This window comes from Bradyrhizobium sp. USDA 3650 (assembly GCF_054057395.1).
The window spans coordinates 3,535,191-3,557,480 of the sequence record NZ_JBSRZG010000001.1; the positions used below are offsets into that span (position 1 = coordinate 3,535,191).

Below are 22,290 nucleotides of genomic sequence, written 5' to 3' on the forward strand. Positions count from 1 at the left end.
GGACCGCGCAAGGTCCGCGGCTGCCTTCAGGATTGGACGATCACGTCTGATCAGTCGGGCTGGCCGAGCGAGGCGACCGGAGTCCGCTTCGGCGCACCCCGCTTGACGTCGCTGCGGGTCAGCATTTCCTTGAGATAGGCGACATTGGCCGCAGCCTGGTCCGGCGGCAGGTCCGCCTTCACGATGCTCTCGGCTTCGGCGAAGCGGCCCTGGAGACCGACGACCAGACCGAGATTTTGCCGCACCCGCGCGTTTGCGCGCGGCGAGGCATAGGCTTGCCGCAGCGCGTCTTCGGCCTTCGGCAGATCTCGCGACAACATGTAGGACAGGCCGAGATTGGAGAGCACGCCGGGATCGCCAGGCGCGATCTTGAGCGCGCTCGCATAATAGGAGCGCGCTTCCTGGTGACGACCCATCTGATCGAGCGCGGTGCCCTGCACCGAGAGCAGGCGCCAATCCGGGTTGTCGGGCGAATGCGCCTTCGACAGCACGTCGAAGGCTTGCTGGAAATTGCCGTTGTCGGAGAGCGCGCGGCCGTATTGGGCCATCAGCGCCTTGTTGCCGGGATTGGCGATGGTCGCCTGCTCGAGCACGGCGGCGGCCTGGGCGTGCTGGCCGTTGGCGCGCAAGGCCTGGCCGTAGGCGAGCGCCGCATCGGCGTCCTTGGGATTGGCGCGATAGCGCTCGCCATAAACTTCGGCAGCGCGCGCGGGATCGGTGGGAGCGGCTTCGGCCCGCGGCCCGACCGAGCCCGTGACGTCGGAGAGTTTCGACATCGCCGTGCAGCCGCCGAGGCCCATGGCCACCGCCGCGACCAGCGAGGTGGACGCAAGAAGCCGGGCAAGACTGAGCCGTCCAAGACTGAGCCGTTCAAGGCTGAACCGTTCAAGACCGAACCGTTGACGCATGACGCTTTGACTCTCGAGCCGATTGATCGAGCCGAACGCGCCAGCAATAGACTGTTAACCCTAACGGCCGGTTAATTCCCCGGACCCGCGTCCCTCACCGCGGCGCCTGCGGCGGCACCTCGCCGCCGAGACCCAGATCGAGGCCGAGCGCCCTCACCTGCTCGTTCAGGTCCCGCAGCAATTGCAATCGTTGCCGAGTCGCGATCTCGACATCGATGTCCGAGCGCGCCACCCTCGGCAATTCGCGCCGAAGATCGTCACGATTGACCAGACGCCTCGCGCGGAGCTCGTCGAGCTGAAAATCGTCGATGCCGAGCACATTTGCAGATTGCTCGACCAACCGACGCAGCAGCGATGTCACCACGGCTACGGCCTCGACGTCATGCTTGCGTGCGGATCCCGAGAACTTGCTGTCGAGATCCGCCCAGGCGTGAGAGGTCACCAGATAGACGTGGAGCAAATCAGCCCAATCCGCCTCGCCGTCGGCATAGAAGGCGCGGCGCAGCAGGAGCCGGCGGGCGAATGCCGCGACCTGATCCCGTTTCAGCGTCGTGCATGCGTCGATCTCGATGCCCGACTGGACGGCCGGATCTCGGGAAAAATCGCGCCCAGCCGGTAGCCTGACGACGCCGTGCGGCAGGTTGGAATCGAGCGGCCCGAAGACACCATCCTTGCGCGGACGTGAGTAGCGGGCGATCGCGAAGCGATACTCGGTGCGGCCGCCATGGGACATCGGGCCGAAATGGATGACGTTGAAGCCGGCATCGTCGCCGGCCTGCCCGGTCGATGATGGACAGGACAGGACGTAGATCGTGCGCCAGAATGCTTCATCGCTCTCGCTCGACGTGGCGCGCGGATCCGGAATCGAATAGCGCGTTAAGCCTTCGACATGCCGGTGTCCGTGCACAACCAGATCGACGTTGAGAGATGTCGCCGCTTCGAGGAAGGTCGCGGGCGCGGCGAGATACATCAGCGGCTCGTCGGGCACGCCGAGAAACCGCTTTCCTTCTCCGGTCGCCTGCGGCAGTGGATGATGGTGCAGCGCCAGCACGCGCACCAGGTTTTCAACCGGCTCGGCATAATCGGCGCGGCCGCCCGACCCGAGGCTGCCCGCGAGCTCGACGCTCAGCCGCGCGGAATCCGAAACCATGGCGTGATAGGCGCTCTGGTCGACGTTGCCGCTCGCGAGCGTCGTGAGGCTCGCGCGGTTGGAATCCAGCAGCACCAGATCAAGGCCAGCTTGACGGTAGTAGACGCTCTTCGAGGTCCGCGGCAAATGCAGGTAATCATAGACGTCGTGGCGACCTGCACGCTGGCTCGGGCGCTTGACGTCGTGATTGCCGGCAATTGCCTGAATGTCGGTGAACAGCCCGGTCTGCCGGAAGGACGCAATGACGGCGAGCGCTTCGTCGAGCGCAGGCGGCGTCGGGTCGTCCACGATATCGCCGGTGATCAGCAGGATGCGATCGGGAACATCCGCGAAGTCCGCCATCCTCTCGCGAATTGCGGCATTGAGCGTCTCGATCGTCGCAAGCAGCCGACCAGACCCGTCCAGATGCAGGTCGGAAATCTGTACGATGACGAACGATCTATCCATTTTGCGTCGCTTATTTGCGAATGCCGCGCCGCGCAAACGATAAGAGAAATGCCTTCGACGATCAGGTTCAATCCGGTATCAGCCCGGGCCATGATGAGCCGGGGTAAGAAGCGACTGCATGCCCCGTTGTCGCGCTCGTTGCGTGCAGAACCGCACGACACAATCTAAAATATTGGCCAATAATGCCACAACCGCAGCGCTAGTAAAGCCCTGCGGCCGCTCGCGTGAACGGCGGTCCTCGGCATGAGATACGCGGCCCGCCCGACGTTGGTTTCGCTCATCAGATCAATATTCAATGGCGAGCCGCTTCCGGATTTCGTCAATGCGTTTGTCCAGTGCATCGAACCGCGCGTGAACGGAGCGGTCGTGGAGATAGAAGACGTAACCACCGGCGAGGAACGCGAATATCCAATGATGATGCTCGACATAGCCAAAAATCGCCTCGACCGCCTGGCCGATGAATGTGACCACGCTCCAAACAAATTCCATTGCATTTCCTCCCGGCCGGCTTTGTTGTCGGCCGCCGGAGATCTGCACCTGACGGCCGTTGCCGGAACCTAGCATGGCCCCCTTGCTGCGAGTAGCGGATCGCTGAACGGTGGCAGCAAAGCTGATTGCAGCGGCGGCAAAACTCTGCGAAATCTCGTCCGTTCGTATGACCCGCTCGATCTGACGATCCGGACCCGCCAATGCCTTCTGTCTTCGAGACGTCGCCTACCGCCATCCCGATCACCTTCGTCATCAAGTCGAGTTGGGATCAGGTCGCCGAGCGGCTGCCGGCGGCGCAACGCCAGTTCGCCACTGCGAGCGCCTTTACCGCAAAGCCGGGCGGCTATCTCGCGCTGCCCGCGCCCGATGGCGCGATCGCTCAAGTGCTGTTCGGGCTCGAGGACGAAAGTGCAAGATCGCGCGACCTGTTCCGACCGGGCGCCCTGCCCGGCCTGCTGCCGCCGGGCGTCTATCGCTTCGCCAATGCACCGCACGATGCACGGCTCGCCGCACTCGCCTTCGCGCTCGGCAGCTACCGTTTCGCCCGGTACCGCAAAGCCGATCGCCCCGAGGTCCGCCTCGTGCCCCCCGACGGCGTCGACGCGACCGAGATCAACCGCATGGCGGACGCCGCAATGCTGGCGCGCGACCTCATCAACACGCCCGCCAACGACATGGGGCCGGAGGAGCTTGCCGCAGCCGCGCAAGATCTCGCCGCCGAATTCGGCGCAAGCTTTGCCTGCACCATCGGTGATGAGCTGAAGACGAATTTTCCGCTGATCCACGCCGTCGGCATGGCATCTAGCCGCGCGCCGCGGTTGATCGACATCGGCTGGGGCGACCCGGCTCATCCCAAGGTGACGCTGGTCGGCAAGGGCGTCTGCTTCGACACCGGCGGGCTCGACCTGAAGCCGTCGAGCGGCATGCTGATCATGAAGAAGGACATGGGGGGCGCCGCCAACGTGCTGGCGCTGGCGCGCATGGTGATGGATGCGAAGCTGAAGGTGCGGCTACGCGTGCTGATTCCGGCGGTGGAGAACGCGGTGGCGGGCAATGCCTTCCGCCCGCTCGACATCTTCACCTCGCGCAAGGGCATCACGGTCGAGATCGGCAATACGGACGCGGAGGGACGGCTGGTGCTCGCCGACGCGCTGGCGCTCGCGGACGAGGAAAAGCCGGACCTGCTGATCGATCTCGGAACGCTGACGGGAGCGGCACGCGTCGCGCTGGGGCCGGATTTGCCGCCGTTTTACACCAATGATGAGACGCTTGCCGCCGACGTCGCGCGCTGCGCGGTGAAGGAGAACGATCCGTTGTGGCGCATGCCGCTGTGGCCGCCTTACGATGCGTGGCTGGACTCCAAGACGGCCACCATCACCAACGCGCCATCAGGCGGCTTTGCCGGCTCGATCATCTGCGCGCTGTTCCTGCAACGCTTCGTCGAACACGCCAGGAGCTGGCTGCATGTCGACATTTACGGCTGGACACCGTCGGCGAAGCCCGCACGCCCCGAGGGCGGCGAGTGCCAGGCCGCGCGCGCGATCTACACATTGCTGAGCGAGCGCTATGCGTGATCCTGGGCGAGATCCAAGCCACGATCCAAGGCTGACACCCGCACGCGGCGACCTCGCCGCAAAATACCTCGAAGGCAAGGTGCAGGCGGATCGTTTCGTCACGGGCGAGGAATTCGAGACAGTCGAGGCGATCGCGCCCGTGCGCGAACAACCGTCGTCGAACGCGATGCTGATGACACAAGCGTTGCGCGGCGAGCGCGTCACGGTCTACGACCGCAACGGCGAAGGCTGGGCGTGGGGTCAGCTCTCCAGTGACGGCTATGTCGGCTGGCTGCCGGATGCAGCGCTGATGAAGCCCTCGGCCGCCGCAACGCATATGGTCGGTGCGCTACGAACTTTTGCCTTCCCCGGTCCCTCGATCAAGCTGCCGCCGGCAGACACCCTGGTGATGGGATCAAAGATCGTGGTTGTGCGCGAGGACGGCAGCTTCGCCGTGACGCGCGACGGACACTATCTGCCCAAGGCCCATCTCGTCCCGCTTGGTCATCGCGAGCCGGATTTCGTCGCCGTCGCCGAGCGTTTCGTCGGCACGCCCTATCTCTGGGGTGGCAAGAGCAGCCTCGGCGTCGATTGCTCCGGCCTCGTCCAGGTCTCGTTGACATCGGCGGGCATCGGCTGCCCGCGCGACAGCGACATGCAGCAGGCCGGGCTCGGCCGCGCGCTGCAGCCGCATGAGCAGAGCAAGCTACAACGCGGCGATCTCATCTTCTGGAAGGGTCATGTCGCCATCGTCCGCGATGGCGGCACCATGGTTCACGCCAATGCGCATCAAATGGCAACGGTGATCGAGCCGATCGAGCCGGCCATCGCACGGATCAAGCAAGCCGGCAGCGAGGTCACCGCGATCAAGCGGCTCTGACGGACGCTACGTCGCCGCCGAACCGTTCTCGGCCGTCTCCAGCCGGAACGCCGCCGCAAACAGCGCGCGCGTGTAATCCGTCTTCGGATTCTTGAAGAGCTCGGCGGCCTGGCCTTCCTCGACCACCTTGCCGCCACGCATCACAATCAGATGGCTGGCGAGCGAGGCGACGACGCGCAGATCGTGCGAGATGAACATGTAGGTGAGATCGCGCCGGCGCTGCAATTCACGCAGCAGATCGACCATCTGCGCCTGAATCAGCATGTCGAGCGCACTGGTCGGCTCATCCAGCACGACGAAATCCGGCTCCAGCACCACCGCCCGCGCGATACTTATGCGCTGGCGCTGGCCGCCGGAGAATTCATGCGGATAACGGTTGCGGGTATCCGGCTTCAATCCGACGTCCTCGAGCGCCTTGACGACGCGCTCCTCACGCTCGCCGCGCGAGAGCTGCGGTTGATGCACGGTGAGACCCTCGGCGACGATGTCGGCGACCGACATGCGCGGGCTGAGCGAGCCGAACGGATCCTGGAACACGATCTGCATGTCGCGCCGGAACGGCCGCATCTCCTTGAAGCGGAGACCCTGGATATCCTTTCCCAGGAACACAATGCGTCCGTTCGAGGAGATTAGCCGCAGCAATGCGAGCCCCAGCGTGGTCTTGCCCGAGCCGGATTCGCCGACGACGCCAAGCGTCTCGCCCTTGCGCACGGCGATGCTGACACCGTCGACCGCCTTGATGTGACCGACCGTCTTGCGCATCAACCCGCGCTTGATCGGGAACCAGACTTTCAGATCGTCGGCCGACATCACCACCGGCGCATCCGGCTGCGGCGGCGCCGGATCCGGCTTCGGCTCCGCGGCAAGCAGGTCGCGCGTATAGGGATGCTTCGGGCTCTTGAAGACCTGCTCGACCGGCCCCTGCTCCACGATCTCGCCGCCCTTCATGACGCAGACCTGGTCGGCGATGCGGCGCACGATGCCGAGATCGTGGGTGATGAAGAGCAGGCTCATGCCGAGCCGGCCGCGGATCTCTGCGAGCAGCGTCAGGATTTGCGCCTGCACGGTGACGTCGAGCGCCGTGGTCGGCTCGTCCGCGATCAGCAGGTCCGGCTCGTTGGCGAGCGCCATCGCGATCATCACGCGCTGGCGCTGGCCGCCGGAGAGCTGGTGCGGATAGCTCTTCAGCCGCGTTTCAGGCTCGGGAATGCCGACCTGCGTCAGCAATTCCAGCGTCCGCCTGCGCGCCTCGGCATTGCTGGTCGGATTGTGCAGCTGGATGATCTCGCCGATCTGCGCCTCGATCGTATGCAGCGGGTTGAGCGAGGTCATCGGCTCCTGGAAGATGATCGAGATGTCGCTGCCGCGAATCTCCCGCATCTCCTGCTCCGACCGGTCGATCAGTTCCTGGCCCTTGAAGTGGATGCTGCCCGAAGGATGCGAGGCGTTCGGATAGGGCAAGAGCTTGAGGATCGAGAGCGCGCTGACCGACTTGCCGGAGCCGGACTCGCCGACCAGCGCCAGGCACTCGCCGCGCCTGATCTGGAACGAGACCTTGTCGACCGCGAGCGTGGTGGCGCCGCCCTGATGGAAGGCCACCGAGAGCTCGCGCACGCTGAGCAGGGGCTGGTTGATCGCGTCCATTGGCTTACCTGAACGTCTTGCGCGGATCGAAGGCATCGCGCACGGCTTCGCCGATGAAGATCAAGAGCGACAGCATGATTGCGACCGAGAAGAAGCCGGAGAAACCGAGCCAGGGCGCCTGCACGTTGGACTTGCCCTGCGACAGCAGCTCGCCGAGCGACGGCGAGCCGGGCGGCAGCCCGAACCCCAGGAAGTCGAGCGCCGTCAGCGTCATCACCGAACTCGACACGATGAACGGCAGGAACGTCATGGTCGCCACCATCGCGTTCGGCAACAGATGCCGGAACATGATGACCTTGTTCGACACGCCGAGCGCCCGCGCCGCCTGGATATACTCGAAATTGCGCCCGCGCAGGAATTCCGCGCGCACAAGCCCGACCAGCGACACCCAGGAAAACAACAGCAGGATGCCGAGGAGCACGAAGAAACCGGGCACGAGCACCGACGACAGGATCAGCAGCAGATAGAGCGAAGGGATCGCGGTCCATATCTCGATGAAGCGCTGGAACAACAGGTCGATCCAGCCGCCGAAATAGCCCTGCACCGCGCCGGCCGCGATGCCGACGACGGAGGAGACGATGGTCAGGCACAGGCCGAACAGCACCGAGATGCGGAAGCCGTAGATCAGCCGCGCCACCACGTCGCGGCCCTGATCGTCGGTGCCGAGCCAGTTGTATTCGAGATCGCGGCAGCTCTTGAGACCTTTCTTCTCGACCACAGGCTTGCACTGCGCTTCCGTCAACATCCAGGTCGGCCGCGACGGCGCCGGCGTCGGCAGATCGAGATTGTGGGTGTCGTAGGAATAGCGGATCAGCGGCCAGACGATGCTGCCGCCCTTCTCCCTGATCAGCTTCTGCAAATAGGGATCGCGATAGTCGGCCGCCGTTTCGAAGTCGCCGCCGAAAGTGGTTTCCGAATAGGTGACGACGGACGGCCAATAGAGGTGGCCCTCATACTTGATCAGGAACGGACGATCGTTGGCGATCAGCTCGGCGAACAGCGACACAACAAACAGGATCAGGAAGATCCAGAAGGACCAATAGCCGCGCCGGTTCGCCTTGAAATTCTGCCACCGGCGCCTGTTGAGCGGCGATGGCACGAACGGTTTGCGCGTGATCGGCACGGCACTGCCGAGCGGCGACTTCGCAGTGGTTTCGATCGGCGTGGTAGGGGCGGCCAGTGTCATCAGACCTCCCGCGCCTCGAAATCGATTCGCGGATCGATCCACATATAGGTCAGGTCAGAGATGAGGTTGATCACGAGGCCGACGAGCGAAAAGATGAAGAGCGTACCGAACACAACGGGGTAGTCGCGATTGAGAACGCTCTCGAAACTGAGTAGCCCCAGCCCATCCAGCGAGAAGATGGTCTCGATCAGAAGCGAGCCCGAGAAGAAGGCGTGAATGAAGGTCGAGGGAAAGCCGGCGATGACGATCAGCATCGCGTTGCGGAAGACATGACCATAGAGCACCCGGTTCTCGCTGCAGCCTTTCGCGCGCGCGGTCATCACGTATTGCTTGCGGATCTCGTCCAGAAACGAGTTCTTGGTCAGGAACGTCATGGTGGTGAACGCACCGAGCCCCATGGCGATCAGCGGCAGCGTCAAATGCCAGAAGTAATCGATGATCTTCCAGTACCAGGGAAATTGCGACCAGCCGTCCGACGTCAGTCCGCGCAGCGGGAACCAGTTGAAGAACGAGCCGCCGGCAAACAGGATAATCAGGAGGATCGCGAACAGGAAGCCGGGTATGGCGTAGCCGAGCACGAGCACGCTCGACGTCCAGGTGTCGAAACGCGTCCCGTCCCTGACCGCCTTGCGGATGCCGAGCGGAATCGAGATCAGGTAGGTCAGCAGCGTCAGCCAGATGCCGAGCGAGATCGAGACGGGCAACTTCTCCTTGACGAGCTGCAATACGCTGACATCGCGAAAATAGCTCTTGCCGAAATCGAAGCGGGCGAAGTTCCAGACCATCAGCGCGAAGCGCTCCGGGGCCGGCTTGTCGAAGCCGAACTGCACTTCCAGCTTTTTGATGAAATCGGGATCGAGGCCTTGCGCGCCGCGATACTTCGAATTGATGGCATCGCCGCCGGCCCCTAGCTGCCCCGGAGCGCGCTGCGCAAAGTCGCTGCCGCCCGAAATGCGCGAGGTCCCGCCGGTATCGGCGCCCGAGAGCTGCGCGATCACGCGCTCGACCGGCCCGCCCGGCGCGAACTGCACGACGATGAAGGAGACGAAGAGGATCCCGAGCAAGGTCGGGATCATCAGCAGGATGCGGCGGGCGATATAGGCGCTCATGGCTGTTTCGCCTGATCGAGCTTCGCGGCCTTGCCACCCTCGTACCACCAGATGTCGGGAGCGCCGACGCCGTTGGCATAACGCGGCGGCTTCTGCGGATGACCGAATTGGTCCCAATAAGCAAGCCGGTGCGTCTTGTTATACCATTGCGGCACCCAATAGCGGCCGGCGCGGAACAAACGATCGAAGGCGCGGCAGGCGATGGTCAATTCCTCGCGGCTGTCGGCCGCCATGATCTTCTCGATCATGGCATCGATGGCCGGACTGGCGACGCCCGCGAGATTGTACGAGCCCTTCGTTGCCGCGACCTGCGACGAGAAGAACGCGCGCATGGCGTCGCCCGGCGTGGCCGACATGCTGAAGCGTTGGATCGTCATATCGAAGTCGAAATCTTCCTGGCGCGCCTTGTGTTGCACGGCATCGACGAGGCGCACGCTCGCTTCGATGCCGAGCGTCGCGAGATTCTTGATGTAGGGCCCATGGTGCGGCTGGAACGAAGCCTCGTCCAACAGGAATTCGATCCTGAAGATCTCGCCGTTTGGCAGCACCCTCTTGCCGTCCTTGATTGGCAGGCCGGCGTCGCTGAGCAATTGCTGCGCCTTGCGCAACAGGCTGCGGTCCTGCCCGGATCCGTCGGAGATCGGCGGCGTGAACGGCGCGGCGAACACCTCCTCGGGAACCTGGCCGCGAAACGGCTCCAGCAGCTTCAGTTCTTCCGGCGGCGGAGGCCCGTCGCTCGCCATGAGGTCGGAGTTCTGAAATGGCGACACCGTGCGGGCATAAGCACCGTACATGATGGTCTTGTTGGTCCACTCGAAGTCGAAGGCGTCGATCAGTGCCTCACGCACGCGAGGATCCCTGAACTTGTCGCGCCGGGTATTGATGAACCATCCTTGCGCCCCGGAGGGCGTGTCGTCCGGCACGACCTCCATCTTGACGCGACCGTCCTTCACCGCAGGGAAGTCATAGCGGGTCGCCCAGATCCGAGAGGTGAACTCCTCGCGGTAGAGATAGTTCTTACCGGTGAAACCTTCGAAGGCGACATCGCGGTCGCGGTAGAATTCGTAGCGCACGACGTCAAAATTGTAGCTGCCGCGACAGGGGGGCAGATCGGCAGCCCACCAATCCTTGACGCGCTCGTATTCGATGTAGCGGTTGACCTCGAACTTGCCGACCTTGTACGGCCCCGAGCCCAACGGGATATCGAGCGATGTTTCGTCGAAAGCGCGAGAGGCATAATACGCTTTCGAGAAGATCGGCAGGCTCGCGACATAGAGTGGCACGTCGCGCGCGCGTCCCTTGGCGAAGGTCACGACAAGCGTCGCATCGTCAACGGCTTCCGCGCTGACCATATCGCGCATCTGCACGATGATCAGGGGATGGCCCTTCGTCTTCAGCGACGTCAGCGAAAATGCCGCGTCGTGCGCGGTCAGCTTGGTGCCGTCGTGGAATTTCGCCTCGGGCCGCATCGTGAAGCGATAGACCAGCTTGTCTGCCGATATATTTACAGACTTGGCGGCAAGCCCGTACATGCCGTCCGGCTCGTCATTGGCGCGCACCATCAGCGGCGCAAAGGTCATGTCCATGCCCTGCGCGCCATCGCCTTTGAGGATGAAGGCATTGAGCGAGTTGAAGGTCTGATAGGACTGGTTGTACGCGCGCACCGACGGGATCAGCGAGAACGTGCCACCCTTCGGCGCGTCGACATTGACGTAGTCGAAGTGATGGAAGTCGGCGGGATATTTGAGATCGCCGAAGGCCGACATGCCGTGGGCCTCTGCGGCCGCTTCCGATGCAAGAGCGCCGCGCGGCAGCGGTGCGCCGAGGGCCACACCGACCACCCCGCTGGCACCCAGGGTCAGCACGTTCCGGCGCGACATCTGCGTCATGCGGGGAGCGTCCTTCACGACTTCTTTGCGATCCGCGCCGCTTTGTCTGCGTCGTACCACCAGACGAACGGGAAGCCGGAGAGACCGTATTTGGGCAATTCCGCCGGCCGGCCGAAGCGGTCCCAGCGCGCGGTGCGTACCTTTGGATAATTCCACTGCGGCACGACGTAGTGATTCCACAGCAGCACGCGATCCAGCGCCTTGGTCGCCGCAACCAGATCGTCGCGACCCTTGGCGTAGATCACGCGCTCGATCAGCTTGTCGACCGCCGGGTTCTTGATACCAGCAAGATTACGCGAACCCGCGATGTCGGCCGTCTTCGACGACCAGAACTCGCGCTGCTCGTTACCCGGCGACTGCGACTCGGGCCAGGAGTTGGTGACGATGTCGAAATCCCACTCGCGTGTCCTGTTCTCGTATTGGGTCGGATCGACTGTCCGCACGCTGACAGCAATGCCGAGCCGTTCCAGCGACGGCTTGTAGAACAGCGTGATCCGCTCGAAGCTTGGATCTGAGTTCAGCAATTCCAGGGAGAACTGGGCGCCGGTCTTGACGTCGATCAGCTTGCGCTCGCGCACCTCGTAGCCGGCTTCCTTGAACAGGCGCAGCGCCTCGCGCAGATTGTCGCGCACGGCTTCCGGACTGCCGCCGACCGGGTTGGTGTAGGCCGTAGTGAAGACTTCGGGCGGGACTTCGGCGCGGACGGACTCGAGGATCTCGAGCTCCTTGCCCTGCGGCAGCCCGGTCGCCATCAGCTCATCAATGCCGTCGAAATAACTGCTGATGCGCTTGTACTGGCCGTAGAAGATCTGCTTGTTCATCTCCTCAAAGTCGAACGCGTAATTGAGCGCGCGTCGCACGCGCGCATCCTTAAACTTGGCGCGGCGCAGGTTCGGCACGAAGGCCTGCATGACGCCCGAGCTGCGATTGGCGAACTCCTCGAGGATCACGCGCTTTTCGGTGACGGCCGGGAAGTCGTAGGCTGTCGCCCAGTTCTTCGCGCTGTTCTCGGTGCGCCAATCGACCTGATCGGCCTTGAAAGCCTCGATCGCCACGGTGGCGTCGCGGAAATACTCGTAGCGCAGCTCGTCGAAGTTATTTCGGCCCACATTGGCGGCGAGATCGCGTCCCCAATAATCCTTGACGCGCTCCAGCGCGATCGACCGTCCGGCAACGAATTCCTTGACCCTGTAGGGGCCCGACCCCAACGGCACTTCGAGCGTGGTGGCGGAGACATCGCGCTTGCGGCCCTGTGCGTCGGTGCCCTCCCACCAATGCTTCGGCAGGACCGTGAGCTGCCCGACGATCTGCGGCAATTCGCGGTTGCCCGGCGCGTCGAACACGAACTTCACCTCGCGGTCGCCGACCTTCTCGGCTTTCACCACATGGCTGTAATAGGCCGAGTACTGCGGGTGGTGCTTCTTGAAGGAATCAAGCGAGAAGATCACGTCGTCAGCGGTAACCGGCTTGCCGTCATGCCATTTGGCTTGCGGCCGCAAGCGGTAAGTCACGAAGGAGAAATCATCCGGATGGCTGACGGCCTCGGCCAGCGCGCCGTATTCGGTCGAGACTTCGTCGAGCGAGGCCGTCGTGAGGGATTCGTAGATGAATTGCACGGCACCGGCGACTTGCCCCTTCACACCGGAGACGACGATGTTGAAATTGTCGAATGTGCCGACGGCGATCTGGCGCGCGACGCCGCCCTTAGGCGCCTCCGGATTGACGTAGTCGAAGCGCTTGAAGTCCGCGGGGTATTTGACCTGTCCGAATAGCGACAAAGCATGCCGCCAGGCGGGCTCGCTGGCGGATTGCGCGTGTGCCACGCCGACGACGGGAAGGCCCCCTACGGAACCAAGTGCGGGGAGCGTTGCGGCAGCAGTGCCAGTGAGCAGGAGATCGCGTCGGGTAAGGGCCAAATCAACATTCCTGTCTTGAAGGAGGCTACTCCTTTAAGTTCCCAATATAGGCGAGGTTTCGACGGAATATGTTGCTTTTTCCTCATCTTGGAAGGCCGGCTGGGCCGATCGCTGCGGCCAAACGCCCCGATAACAACGCCGCGAGGCCCGGATAAGCAAACGGCCAGGCTTTTCAGCCTGGCCGCGTACCAAGATCGAAGTCGATAGGCCTTACTTCGCCGCGGTGGGCAGCGGCTTCGGGCTGTCGGAGAGACTGTTCAGGTAAGCGATCACGTCGGCGCGCTCGCTATCCTTAGGGATACCGGCAAAGCCCATCGCGGTGCCCGGGACAGCCGCCTTGGGATTGGCGATGAACTTGTTGAGCGCATCGAAGTCCCAGGTGCCGCCCTTGGCCTTCATCGCGGCCGAGAAGTTGAAGCCGCCGCGACCTTCGCCAACATGGTCGCCGACGACGCCGTAGAGGTTCGGACCGACACGGTTCGGGCCGCCCTTCTCGAAGGTGTGGCAGGCGCCGCACTTCTTGGCGGCGGAGGCGCCCTTCTCGACCGAGGCGGTCTGGAGCAGCTTTTCGATCGGCTCGGCAGCCGCGGGGGCAGCGCCGCCTTCCTTGCCGTGACCGGCGTCTTCCTTCACCGCGATCTCGAAGCCCGGCTTTTCCGGCATCTTGGGCGAGAACAGCGCACTCGCGGTGAAGCTCGTCACCAGCAGAAGGAGACAGGTGCCGAGCACGGCACCGAGAATCTTGTTCAGTTCGAAAGAGTCCATTTCCGGCCAGGCCCCACACCGCAAGAAGGATCGAGCGGCCCAATGCGGCCGCCAGGACGAGCCTCGGAGAATCAACGTTCCTTACTGTTTCCCCGAGTTTTGCCATTGAGATATCGGTTTGCCCGGGGTCTGGCAACCCGTATAAGCGAGCGGGCTTCACGCCCGTCCCCACCCCATTTCCCGGCGCGGAAAACGCCCCGTTTCCAGGCCCTTGAACGATGATCGATCCCCGCATCCTGGTGCTGATTCCGGCCCGCATGGCCGCCACCCGCCTGCCCGGCAAGCCGCTCGCCGATATCGCGGGGCAGCCGATGATCGTGCACGTGATGCGCCGCGCCGAGGCCGCCGGGATAGGCCGGGTCGCGGTCGCAACCGACACCGCGGAGATCGCCTCCGTCGTGACCGCCCATGGCGGCGAGGCCGTGATGACCCGCCCGGAGCACCCGTCCGGCTCCGATCGCATCCACGAGGCCATGCAGAAGCTCGATCCGGACGGCAAAGCCGAGATCGTGGTCAATCTGCAGGGCGATTTCCCGACGATCACGATCGACAACATCCGCGAGGTGTTGCCGCCACTGCAAGACCCCGTCGTGGACATCGCAACGCTGGCTTCGCAGATCCACACCGAGGAGGAGGACCTCGCGCCGAGCGTCGTGAAGGCGATCGGGACCTCGCTCGGCGGCCGACGCATGCGCGCACTTTATTTCACCCGCGCAACCGCGCCGACCGGCGACGGGCCGCGTTACCACCATATCGGCCTCTACGCCTATCGCCGCGCCGCGCTGGAGCGCTACGTCTCACTGCCGCCTTCGCCGCTGGAATTGCAGGAGAAGCTCGAGCAACTCCGGGCGCTCGAGGCCGGAATGCGCATCGACTTCACCATTGTCGATACCGTGCCCCGCGGGGTCGACACGCCGGCGGACCTGGAAACCGCCCGCAGCATCCTTTCCAAATCCTGAGCCGCTGTTACAAGGCCGAGCATGAGCAAGCTGAAAATTGCATTCCAGGGCGAGCCTGGCGCCAATTCGCACATCGCCATCGTCGAGGCCTATCCCGACGCAGAGCCGATGCCCTGCGCCACCTTCGAGGACGCCTTGTCGGCGATCTCGTCCGGCGAAGCCGATCTCGGCATGATCCCGATCGAGAATTCGGTCGCAGGCCGCGTCGCCGACATCCATCATTTGCTGCCGGCCTCCGGCCTCTTCATCATCGGCGAATGGTTTCTGCCGGTCCGGCATCAGTTGATGGCGGTGAAGGGGACCAGGCTCGAGGACATCAAGAGCGTCGAGAGCCACGTGCACGCGCTCGGCCAATGCCGGCGCATCATTCGCAAGCTTGGCATCAAGCCAATCGTGCACGCCGATACCGCCGGCAGCGCCCGCGACATTTCCGAGCGCAACGACAAGACCGTCGCCGCGATCGCCTCGCGCCTGGCCGCAAAGATTTACGGCCTCGACATTTTGGCCGAGGACATCGAGGACGAGGCCCACAACACCACGCGCTTCGTGGTGCTCGCGCGCGAACCGAAATGGGCCGCCCAGGGCTCCGGTCCGCTGGTCACGACTTTTGTGTTCCGGGTGCGCAATCTGCCAGCCGCGCTCTACAAGGCGCTCGGTGGGTTTGCCACCAACGGCGTCAACATGACCAAGCTCGAGAGCTACATGGTCGACGGCAATTTCTTCGCCACCCAGTTTTACGCCGACGTCGACGGCCACCCTGATGACAAGGGCCTCGCTTTCGCGATCGAGGAGCTGAAATTCTTCTCGCGCGAATTCCGCATCGTCGGCGTGTATCCAGGCCACCCGTTCCGCGCGACGATGGAATAGTTTCGTGTCCCGGACGCGCGAAGCGCGAGCCGGGATCGAGACGCTGCTCAGCGCAGAGACGTGAGAGCCTTATCCGACCGCCTTAAGCCCGAACGCCTCCGCCAGCAGCGAATACGATTTCTTGCGCGCCTCGTGATCGTACACGGCGGTGATCACCATCAACTCGTCCGGCTTGCTTGCATCGATCAGTGGCTGAAGCGTCTTCTGCACCGTCGCCGGGTTACCGACGAACAGCCGCGAGCGGTTGCGCCGGATCGAGGTGCGCTCCGAGTCGGTATAGGGATAGGCCAGCGCCTCGTCGACGCTCGGCAACGGAAGATACTGACCGCGGTCGCGGCGCAGGCGGTTGAGGTCGAAAGACGCGGCGAGCTTTTCGGCTTCCTCATCCGTGTCGGCCGTGATGACGGCGACTGCGAGGATCGCGCGCGGGCGCGCACTCCAGGCCGAGGGCTGAAAACGATTGCGATAATGCACCATCGCATCGATCGCATCGTGGGACGCAAAATGATGGGCGAATGCGAAGCCCATGCCGACCTGCGCGGCGAGCTCCGACGAATAATCGCTGGAGCCGAGCAGCCAGATCGGCGGCAACGGCGTATCGTCCGGCATCGCGACGACGTTGTGGTAGGGATGGCCAGAGGGGAATTCCCGGGTCTGCCACAAGATCAATTCGTGCAGCCGCTCGAGGAAATCGTCGCCTTCGCGGCGGTCGAGCCGGCTGCGCAGCGCATAGGCCGTGGCGCCGTCAGTGCCGGGGGCGCGGCCGAGGCCGAGGTCGATCCGGCCGGGAAACAACGCCTCCAGCATCTTGAAGCGCTCGGCCACGACCAGCGGCGCGTGATTGGGCAACATCACGCCACCGGAGCCGACGCGGATGTGCTTCGTCACCGCCGCGATCTGCCCGATCATCACGTCGGGCGCCGGGCTCGCGACAGAGGCGAGGTTGTGATGCTCGGCAAGCCAATAGCGGACATAGCCGAGCCCGTCGACATGGCGGGCCAGGTCGATGCTGTTGCGCAGTGCCGCGGCGGGCTTTGTGCCTGTGGTGACGACGGAGAGGTCGAGGACTGAGAGCGGGATCATGGCGCGCTAACGTAGTGGAGAGCGGCGCAGCGGCAATGGGCAGGGCGCGCAGGTCTGACGTGCAGGCCGCGGGCTCGCGCGCCGGACCGCGCCGTGGCGTTGGGACAAACACTGGTCTGATAACATGTCCTTCACACTGCCCACTTCAGAAATTTGCGCGAAATGGCCGAAGATTCTGATTATGTGACTGATATAGCTATCATTATAGCTGAATACCTTCTTCCCACCTCGACTTCAAAAGGCATCGCACCTGCTACAGTATTAACAAAAGTGGGCCATTTCCCATCTGCGATGGGCTGTCGTGCGCGACCGCTTTGGCTTATCTTGACCTCTCCCAATGTAGACCTGACCGCCGGCCGCCAGCGACCCGGCGCGCCCTTGGAGTGAGTGGTGCCCATGACTGACGCGACGATGCCTGCCCGCACCGACGGGCAAGACGGGTACCTGAAGCGGCCTGCGATTTCCTTCGAGTTCTTTCCGCCCAAGACCGAAGATATGGAGCGAAATCTCTGGGACACCATCAACCGGCTGGCCCCGCTCGACCCGAAATTCGTCTCGGTCACCTATGGCGCCGGCGGCTCGACCCGTGAGCGCACCCACGCGACCATCTCGCGCATCCTGAAAGAAACCGCGCTGCTGCCGGCCGCGCATCTGACCTGCGTCGGCGCCTCGCGCGGGGAGATCGACGAGATCGTCGATCGCTATCACGAGGTCGGCGTCCGCCACATCGTGGCCTTGCGCGGCGATCCCGCGGGCGGCATCGGCACGGCCTATTCCAGCCATCCCGACGGCTATCAGAGCTCCGCCGACCTCGTCGCCGGCATCAAGAAGCGGCACGGCGACATCGAGGTGTCGGTCTCGGCCTACCCCGAAAAGCATCCCGAGGCGCGCGACTTCGACGATGACATCGACACGCTGCAGGCCAAGGTCGATGCGGGCGCGACCCGCGCGATCACGCAGGTGTTCTTCGATAACGACCTCTACTTCCGCTATCTCGACCGCGTGCGCGCGCGCGGGATCAACATCCCGATCGTGCCGGGCATCATGCCCATGCATAATTTCAAGCAGGCTCGCAATTTCGTCACCCGCAACGGCACCTCCGTGCCGGACTGGATCGCCGCGAAATTCGAGGGGCTCGATGAAGACGCCGAGACCCGCAAGCTGGTGGCGGCCACTGTCGCCGCCGGCCAGGTGCAGAAGCTCGCCAAGCACGGCGTCGACACCTTCCATTTCTACACCATGAACCGCGCCGATCTCGTGTTCGCGATCAGCCATTTGCTCGGCATCCGCGCCAAGAGCGCGCAGAAGGCGGCTTAAGACAGCATGACCGTATCCACCTCTCCCAAGCGAACCGCCCTTCTCAACGCCGCGCGCGAGCGCATTCTCGTGCTCGACGGCGCCATGGGCACGATGATCCAGAACCTCCAGTTCGACGAGGCCGCCTTTCGCGGCGAGCGCTTCAAGGACTTCCATCGCGATTTGCGCGGCAACAACGATCTCCTGATCCTGACCCAGCCGCAGGCGATCGAGGACATCCACGCCGCTTACTTGCGTGCCGGCGCCGACATCGTCGCCACCAACACCTTCTCCACAACCTCAATTGCCCAGGCCGATTACGATCTCGCCGACATCGTCTACGAGATGGCGCGCGAAGGCGCCCGCCTCGCCGGCAACGCCGCGCGCCGCGTCGAGGCCGAGGACGGCAAGCCGCGCTTCGTCGCCGGCGCCATCGGGCCGACCAACCGCACCGCCTCGATCTCGCCCGACGTGTCCAATCCCGGCTACCGCGCCGTCACGTTCGACGATCTGCGCAAATCCTATGGCGAGCAGATCAACGGCATGCTCGACGGCGGCGTCGATCTGCTGCTGGTCGAGACCATCTTCGACACGCTCAACGCCAAGGCGGCGCTCTACGCGATCGCCGAGATCACCGAGGAGCGCCGCATCGACATGCCCGTGATGGTGTCGGGCACCATCACCGACAAGTCCGGCCGCCTGCTGTCCGGCCAGTTGCCGGAAGCGTTCTGGCATTCGGTGCAGCACGCCAAGCCCGTCACCATCGGTTTCAACTGCGCGCTCGGCGCGGAAGATCTGCGCGCGCATATCGCCGATATCGGCCGCGTCGCCGACACGCTTGTTTGTGCCTATCCCAATGCCGGCCTGCCCAACGAGTTCGGCCAGTATGACGAGACCCCGGAATACATGGCGCGCCTGGTCGGCGAATTCGCGCGTGATGGCCTCGTCAACATCGTCGGCGGCTGCTGCGGCACCACGCCGGATCATATCGCGGCGATTGCGGCTGCGGTTGCTCCGCACAAGCCGCGCATCGTGCCGGAGATCGAACCTCGCTTGCGGCTCTCCGGCCTCGAGCCGTTCATCCTGACCGACGCCATTCCTTTCGTGAACGTCGGCGAGCGCACCAACGTCACCGGCTCCGCCCGTTTCCGCAAGCTGGTCACCGCCGGCGACTACACCGCCGCGCTGCAGGTCGCGCGCGACCAGGTCGAGAACGGCGCGCAGATCATCGACGTCAACATGGACGAGGGTCTTCTGGATTCGGAAGCCGCGATGGTGACCTTCCTCAACCTCGTCGCCGCCGAGCCCGACATCGCCCGCGTTCCCGTGATGGTCGACAGCTCGAAATTCTCGGTGATCGAGGCCGGCCTGAAATGCGTGCAGGGCAAGCCGGTCGTCAACTCGATCTCGATGAAGGAAGGCGAGGACAAGTTCATTCACGAGGCCAAGATCGCCCGCCGCCACGGCGCGGCCGTCGTGGTGATGGCGTTCGACGAGGTCGGCCAGGCCGACACGTTCGCCCGCAAGACCGAGATCTGCAAGCGCGCCTACGACATCCTCGTGAACCGCGTCGGCTTCCCGCCGGAAGACATCATCTTCGATCCGAATATTTTCGCGATCGCAACCGGCATCGAGGAACACAACAATTACGGCGTCGACTTCATCGAGGCGACGCGCTGGATTCGCAAGAATCTGCCGGGCGCGCATATCTCGGGCGGCGTGTCCAATTTGTCGTTCTCGTTCCGCGGCAACGAGCCGGTGCGCGAGGCCATGCATTCGGTGTTCCTGTATCACGCCATCAAGGCCGGCATGGACATGGGCATCGTCAATGCCGGGCAGATGATCGTCTATGACGACATCGATCCCGAATTGCGCCAGGTGTGCGAGGACGTCATCCTCAACCGCGACCCCGGTGCGTCCGAGCGTCTGCTGGCGCTCGCGGAAAGATTCCGCGGCAACAAGACCCAGACCAAGGAAGCCGATCTCGCCTGGCGCGAATGGCCGGTGGCGAAGCGGCTGTCGCACGCATTGGTGCACGGCATCACCGAGTTCATCGAGCAGGATACCGAGGAGGCACGCAAGGCCTCGAAGCGCCCGCTCGACGTGATCGAGGGTCCGCTGATGGCCGGCATGAACGTGGTCGGCGATCTCTTCGGCGACGGCAAGATGTTCCTGCCGCAGGTGGTGAAGTCGGCCCGCGTGATGAAGCAGGCTGTCGCCTGGCTGATGCCGTTCATGGAAGAGGAGAAGGCGCGCAATCTCGCCAACGGCATCGGCACGGAAGGCTCATCGTCCGCCGGCAAGATCGTGCTCGCGACCGTCAAGGGCGACGTCCACGATATCGGCAAGAACATCGTCGGCATCGTGCTCCAGTGCAACAATTACGAGGTCATCGATCTCGGCGTGATGGTACCGGCGGCCAAGATCGTCGAGACCGTAAAGGCGGAGAAGGCCGACATCGTCGGGCTGTCCGGCCTGATCACGCCCTCGCTCGACGAGATGGCGTTCTTCGCCGCAGAATTGCAGCGCGAAGGCCTCAAGCTGCCGCTACTGATCGGCGGCGCCACCACAAGCCGCGTGCATACCGCGGTGAAGATCGACCCGAGCTATCGCGCCGGCCCCGTGGTGCATGTCAACGACGCCAGCCGCGCGGTTGGTGTTGCGTCTGCTCTGCTGTCGCCCGAGAGGCGCGAGGCCTATGCCGCCGAAGTTCGGGCCGAATACGCCAAGATCTCGGATGCGCATATGCGCGCCCAGGCCGACAAGAAGCGGCTGAAGCTGGCGACCGCCCGCGCCAACCGCGTGCCGGTCGACTTCGCTGCGAACAAGCCGGTGAAGCCGACCTTCCTTGGCACCAGGAGCTTCGACGACTACGATCTCGCCGAGCTCGTGCCCTATATCGACTGGACGCCGTTCTTCCAGACCTGGGAGCTCGCCGGGCGCTTCCCCGCCATCCTTAGCGATGCCAAGGTCGGCGAAGTCGCGCGCTCGCTCTACGACGACGCGCGCAAGATGCTCGACCTGATCGTCAAGGAGAAATGGTTCCGCGCGCGGGCCACCGTCGGCTTCTGGCCGGCCCATGCGCAGGGCGACGACATCGTGCTCTATGCCGACGAGAGCCGGACCAGGACGATCGCGACGCTGCACACGCTGCGCCAGCAGCTCGATAAGCGCGAGGGCCGTTTCAACGCCGCGCTGTCCGACTTCGTCGCGCCCGCCACCACCGGCGTGCCCGATTATGTCGGCGGCTTCGTCGTCACCGCCGGCATCGGCGAGGATGTGGTCGCCGACCGTTTCAAGATGGCCAATGACGACTACTCCTCGATCCTGTGCAAAGCGCTGGCCGACCGCCTCGCCGAAGCCTTCGCCGAGCGCATGCATGCCCGCGTCCGCCGCGAGTTCTGGGCCTATGCGCCGGACGAGACGCTCTCGACCGACGAGTTGATCCTCGAAAAGTACCAGGGCATCCGTCCCGCTCCCGGCTATCCCGCGCAGCCCGATCACACGGAGAAGGCCACGCTGTTCGAGCTGCTCGACGCCGAAAACACCGCCGGCGTGAAGCTGACCGAGAGCTTTGCGATGTGGCCGGGCTCCTCCGTGTCGGGGCTCTATCTCGCTAGCCCCGAGAGCTATTATTTCGGCGTCGGCAAGATCGAGCGCGATCAGGTCGAGGATTATGCCGCGCGCAAGGGCATGAGCGTCGCCGAGACCGAGCGCTGGCTCGCGCCGATCCTGAACTACATTCCGGCGCGAGAGGGCGCGAGCGACAAGGCGGCGTTCGCGGCAACGCCGGCCAATGACGAGACATCGAAGGAGCTTGCCTCGCATCCGCCGGGCTGCACCTGCGCGGTGCATCTGGTCTGGCAGAAGAAGCGCGCGGGCGCAGGCTAAGCACCCTTCAAACAAAAAATGCGAAAACAACCCCATGCACAGTAGCGATGGGGTTGAAAAGCCTGCAGAATTTCTTCTTACCCGAAAAAGACTTGCTCCGTCGGGCAAAACACCTGTATTGTTTCATCATCGCAGACCTCGCCCGTTGAACGGTAGAGGCTCTCCACCCCGATCTCGTCATTGCGAGCGCAGCGAAGCAATCCAGTGTGTCTCCGCGGAGAGATTCTGGATTGCTTCGCTGCGCTCGCAATGACGGAG

General features: G+C 63.8%; 16 protein-coding genes. 6 read left to right on the forward strand and 10 right to left on the reverse strand.

Going from position 1 to position 22,290, the window contains the following annotated elements:
* Positions 1-50: 50 nt before the first annotated feature.
* From ACVIN2_RS16445 to ACVIN2_RS16455, 3 genes are all read right to left on the reverse strand, one after another.
* Positions 51-908, reverse strand: a complete 858-nt coding sequence (locus tag ACVIN2_RS16445; protein ID WP_456766332.1) for a tetratricopeptide repeat protein — start codon at positions 906-908, stop codon at positions 51-53.
* Positions 909-1,002: 94 nt separating this feature from the next.
* Positions 1,003-2,505 (reverse strand): metallophosphoesterase family protein, encoded by a 1,503-nt coding sequence (locus tag ACVIN2_RS16450; protein ID WP_456766333.1) that lies wholly within the window; start codon positions 2,503-2,505, stop codon positions 1,003-1,005.
* Positions 2,506-2,790: 285 nt separating this feature from the next.
* Positions 2,791-2,994, reverse strand: a complete 204-nt coding sequence (locus ACVIN2_RS16455) for a hypothetical protein (protein WP_018454690.1) — start codon at positions 2,992-2,994, stop codon at positions 2,791-2,793.
* A gap of 200 nt (positions 2,995-3,194) precedes the next feature.
* On the opposite strand from ACVIN2_RS16455, the gene ACVIN2_RS16460 reads away from it, so the two are divergent.
* Both ACVIN2_RS16460 and ACVIN2_RS16465 read left to right on the forward strand, forming a co-directional pair.
* A complete protein-coding gene (locus ACVIN2_RS16460; RefSeq protein WP_456766334.1) occupies positions 3,195-4,568 on the forward strand; it encodes a leucyl aminopeptidase family protein in 1,374 nt (457 codons plus the stop codon).
* Positions 4,561-5,427: a C40 family peptidase gene (locus ACVIN2_RS16465; RefSeq protein WP_456766335.1), complete on the forward strand. Its 867-nt coding sequence runs from the start codon at positions 4,561-4,563 to the stop codon at positions 5,425-5,427. The genes ACVIN2_RS16460 and ACVIN2_RS16465 overlap by 8 nt, the downstream gene beginning before the upstream one ends.
* Before the next feature lie 6 nt (positions 5,428-5,433).
* On the opposite strand, the gene ACVIN2_RS16470 is transcribed toward ACVIN2_RS16465, so the two are convergent.
* From ACVIN2_RS16470 to ACVIN2_RS16495, 6 genes are all read right to left on the reverse strand, one after another.
* Positions 5,434-7,071 (reverse strand): ABC transporter ATP-binding protein, encoded by a 1,638-nt coding sequence (locus ACVIN2_RS16470; protein ID WP_456766336.1) that lies wholly within the window; start codon positions 7,069-7,071, stop codon positions 5,434-5,436.
* Between the two features lie 4 nt (positions 7,072-7,075).
* On the reverse strand, positions 7,076-8,257 hold the full coding sequence (locus tag ACVIN2_RS16475; RefSeq protein ID WP_456766337.1) for an ABC transporter permease: 1,182 nt from the start codon (positions 8,255-8,257) through the stop codon (positions 7,076-7,078).
* A complete protein-coding gene (locus ACVIN2_RS16480; RefSeq protein WP_007605353.1) occupies positions 8,257-9,366 on the reverse strand; it encodes a microcin C ABC transporter permease YejB in 1,110 nt (369 codons plus the stop codon). The genes ACVIN2_RS16475 and ACVIN2_RS16480 overlap by 1 nt, the downstream gene beginning before the upstream one ends.
* Entirely contained in the window at positions 9,363-11,255 is a 1,893-nt protein-coding gene (locus tag ACVIN2_RS16485; RefSeq protein WP_456766338.1) for an extracellular solute-binding protein, read from the reverse strand. Before ACVIN2_RS16485 ends, ACVIN2_RS16480 begins: the two co-directional genes overlap by 4 nt.
* Positions 11,256-11,269: 14 nt before the next feature.
* Complete coding sequence (locus tag ACVIN2_RS16490; protein WP_456766339.1) at positions 11,270-13,171, reverse strand: extracellular solute-binding protein; 1,902 nt, start codon at positions 13,169-13,171, stop codon at positions 11,270-11,272.
* A gap of 210 nt (positions 13,172-13,381) precedes the next feature.
* Positions 13,382-13,936: a c-type cytochrome gene (locus ACVIN2_RS16495; protein ID WP_027570186.1), complete on the reverse strand. Its 555-nt coding sequence runs from the start codon at positions 13,934-13,936 to the stop codon at positions 13,382-13,384.
* 218 nt (positions 13,937-14,154) lie between these two features.
* Here ACVIN2_RS16495 and ACVIN2_RS16500 point away from each other — a divergent pair, with 218 nt between their 5' ends.
* Entirely contained in the window at positions 14,155-14,895 is a 741-nt protein-coding gene (locus ACVIN2_RS16500) for a 3-deoxy-manno-octulosonate cytidylyltransferase (RefSeq protein WP_027515424.1), read from the forward strand.
* 21 nt (positions 14,896-14,916) lie between these two features.
* Positions 14,917-15,762, forward strand: a complete 846-nt coding sequence (locus tag ACVIN2_RS16505; RefSeq protein WP_247406242.1) for a prephenate dehydratase — start codon at positions 14,917-14,919, stop codon at positions 15,760-15,762.
* A gap of 69 nt (positions 15,763-15,831) precedes the next feature.
* Here the strand turns inward: ACVIN2_RS16505 and ACVIN2_RS16510 are convergent, their stop codons facing one another.
* Positions 15,832-16,845, reverse strand: a complete 1,014-nt coding sequence (locus tag ACVIN2_RS16510; RefSeq protein ID WP_456766340.1) for an LLM class flavin-dependent oxidoreductase — start codon at positions 16,843-16,845, stop codon at positions 15,832-15,834.
* 396 nt (positions 16,846-17,241) lie between these two features.
* Between ACVIN2_RS16510 and metF the strand changes: the two genes are divergently transcribed.
* Both metF and metH read left to right on the forward strand, forming a co-directional pair.
* On the forward strand, positions 17,242-18,162 hold the full coding sequence (gene metF / locus ACVIN2_RS16515) for a methylenetetrahydrofolate reductase [NAD(P)H] (RefSeq protein WP_456766341.1): 921 nt from the start codon (positions 17,242-17,244) through the stop codon (positions 18,160-18,162).
* 6 nt (positions 18,163-18,168) lie between these two features.
* A complete protein-coding gene (gene metH / locus ACVIN2_RS16520) occupies positions 18,169-22,032 on the forward strand; it encodes a methionine synthase (protein WP_456766342.1) in 3,864 nt (1,287 codons plus the stop codon).
* Positions 22,033-22,290 lie beyond the last annotated feature (258 nt).

What these genes read in the sequence shown, in the direction of transcription:
- ACVIN2_RS16445 (WP_456766332.1), bottom strand. Translation starts at nt 908, where the DNA reads ATGCGTCAACGGTTCGGTCTTGAACGGTTCAGCCTTGAACGGCTCAGT.
- ACVIN2_RS16450 (WP_456766333.1), bottom strand. Translation starts at nt 2,505, where the DNA reads ATGGATAGATCGTTCGTCATCGTACAGATTTCCGACCTGCATCTGGAC.
- ACVIN2_RS16455 (WP_018454690.1), bottom strand. Translation starts at nt 2,994, where the DNA reads ATGGAATTTGTTTGGAGCGTGGTCACATTCATCGGCCAGGCGGTCGAG.
- ACVIN2_RS16460 (WP_456766334.1), top strand. Translation starts at nt 3,195, where the DNA reads ATGCCTTCTGTCTTCGAGACGTCGCCTACCGCCATCCCGATCACCTTC.
- ACVIN2_RS16465 (WP_456766335.1), top strand. Translation starts at nt 4,561, where the DNA reads ATGCGTGATCCTGGGCGAGATCCAAGCCACGATCCAAGGCTGACACCC.
- ACVIN2_RS16470 (WP_456766336.1), bottom strand. Translation starts at nt 7,071, where the DNA reads ATGGACGCGATCAACCAGCCCCTGCTCAGCGTGCGCGAGCTCTCGGTG.
- ACVIN2_RS16475 (WP_456766337.1), bottom strand. Translation starts at nt 8,257, where the DNA reads ATGACACTGGCCGCCCCTACCACGCCGATCGAAACCACTGCGAAGTCG.
- ACVIN2_RS16480 (WP_007605353.1), bottom strand. Translation starts at nt 9,366, where the DNA reads ATGAGCGCCTATATCGCCCGCCGCATCCTGCTGATGATCCCGACCTTG.
- ACVIN2_RS16485 (WP_456766338.1), bottom strand. Translation starts at nt 11,255, where the DNA reads ATGACGCAGATGTCGCGCCGGAACGTGCTGACCCTGGGTGCCAGCGGG.
- ACVIN2_RS16495 (WP_027570186.1), bottom strand. Translation starts at nt 13,936, where the DNA reads ATGGACTCTTTCGAACTGAACAAGATTCTCGGTGCCGTGCTCGGCACC.
- ACVIN2_RS16500 (WP_027515424.1), top strand. Translation starts at nt 14,155, where the DNA reads ATGATCGATCCCCGCATCCTGGTGCTGATTCCGGCCCGCATGGCCGCC.
- ACVIN2_RS16505 (WP_247406242.1), top strand. Translation starts at nt 14,917, where the DNA reads ATGAGCAAGCTGAAAATTGCATTCCAGGGCGAGCCTGGCGCCAATTCG.
- ACVIN2_RS16510 (WP_456766340.1), bottom strand. Translation starts at nt 16,845, where the DNA reads ATGATCCCGCTCTCAGTCCTCGACCTCTCCGTCGTCACCACAGGCACA.
- metF (WP_456766341.1), top strand. Translation starts at nt 17,242, where the DNA reads ATGACTGACGCGACGATGCCTGCCCGCACCGACGGGCAAGACGGGTAC.
- metH (WP_456766342.1), top strand. Translation starts at nt 18,169, where the DNA reads ATGACCGTATCCACCTCTCCCAAGCGAACCGCCCTTCTCAACGCCGCG.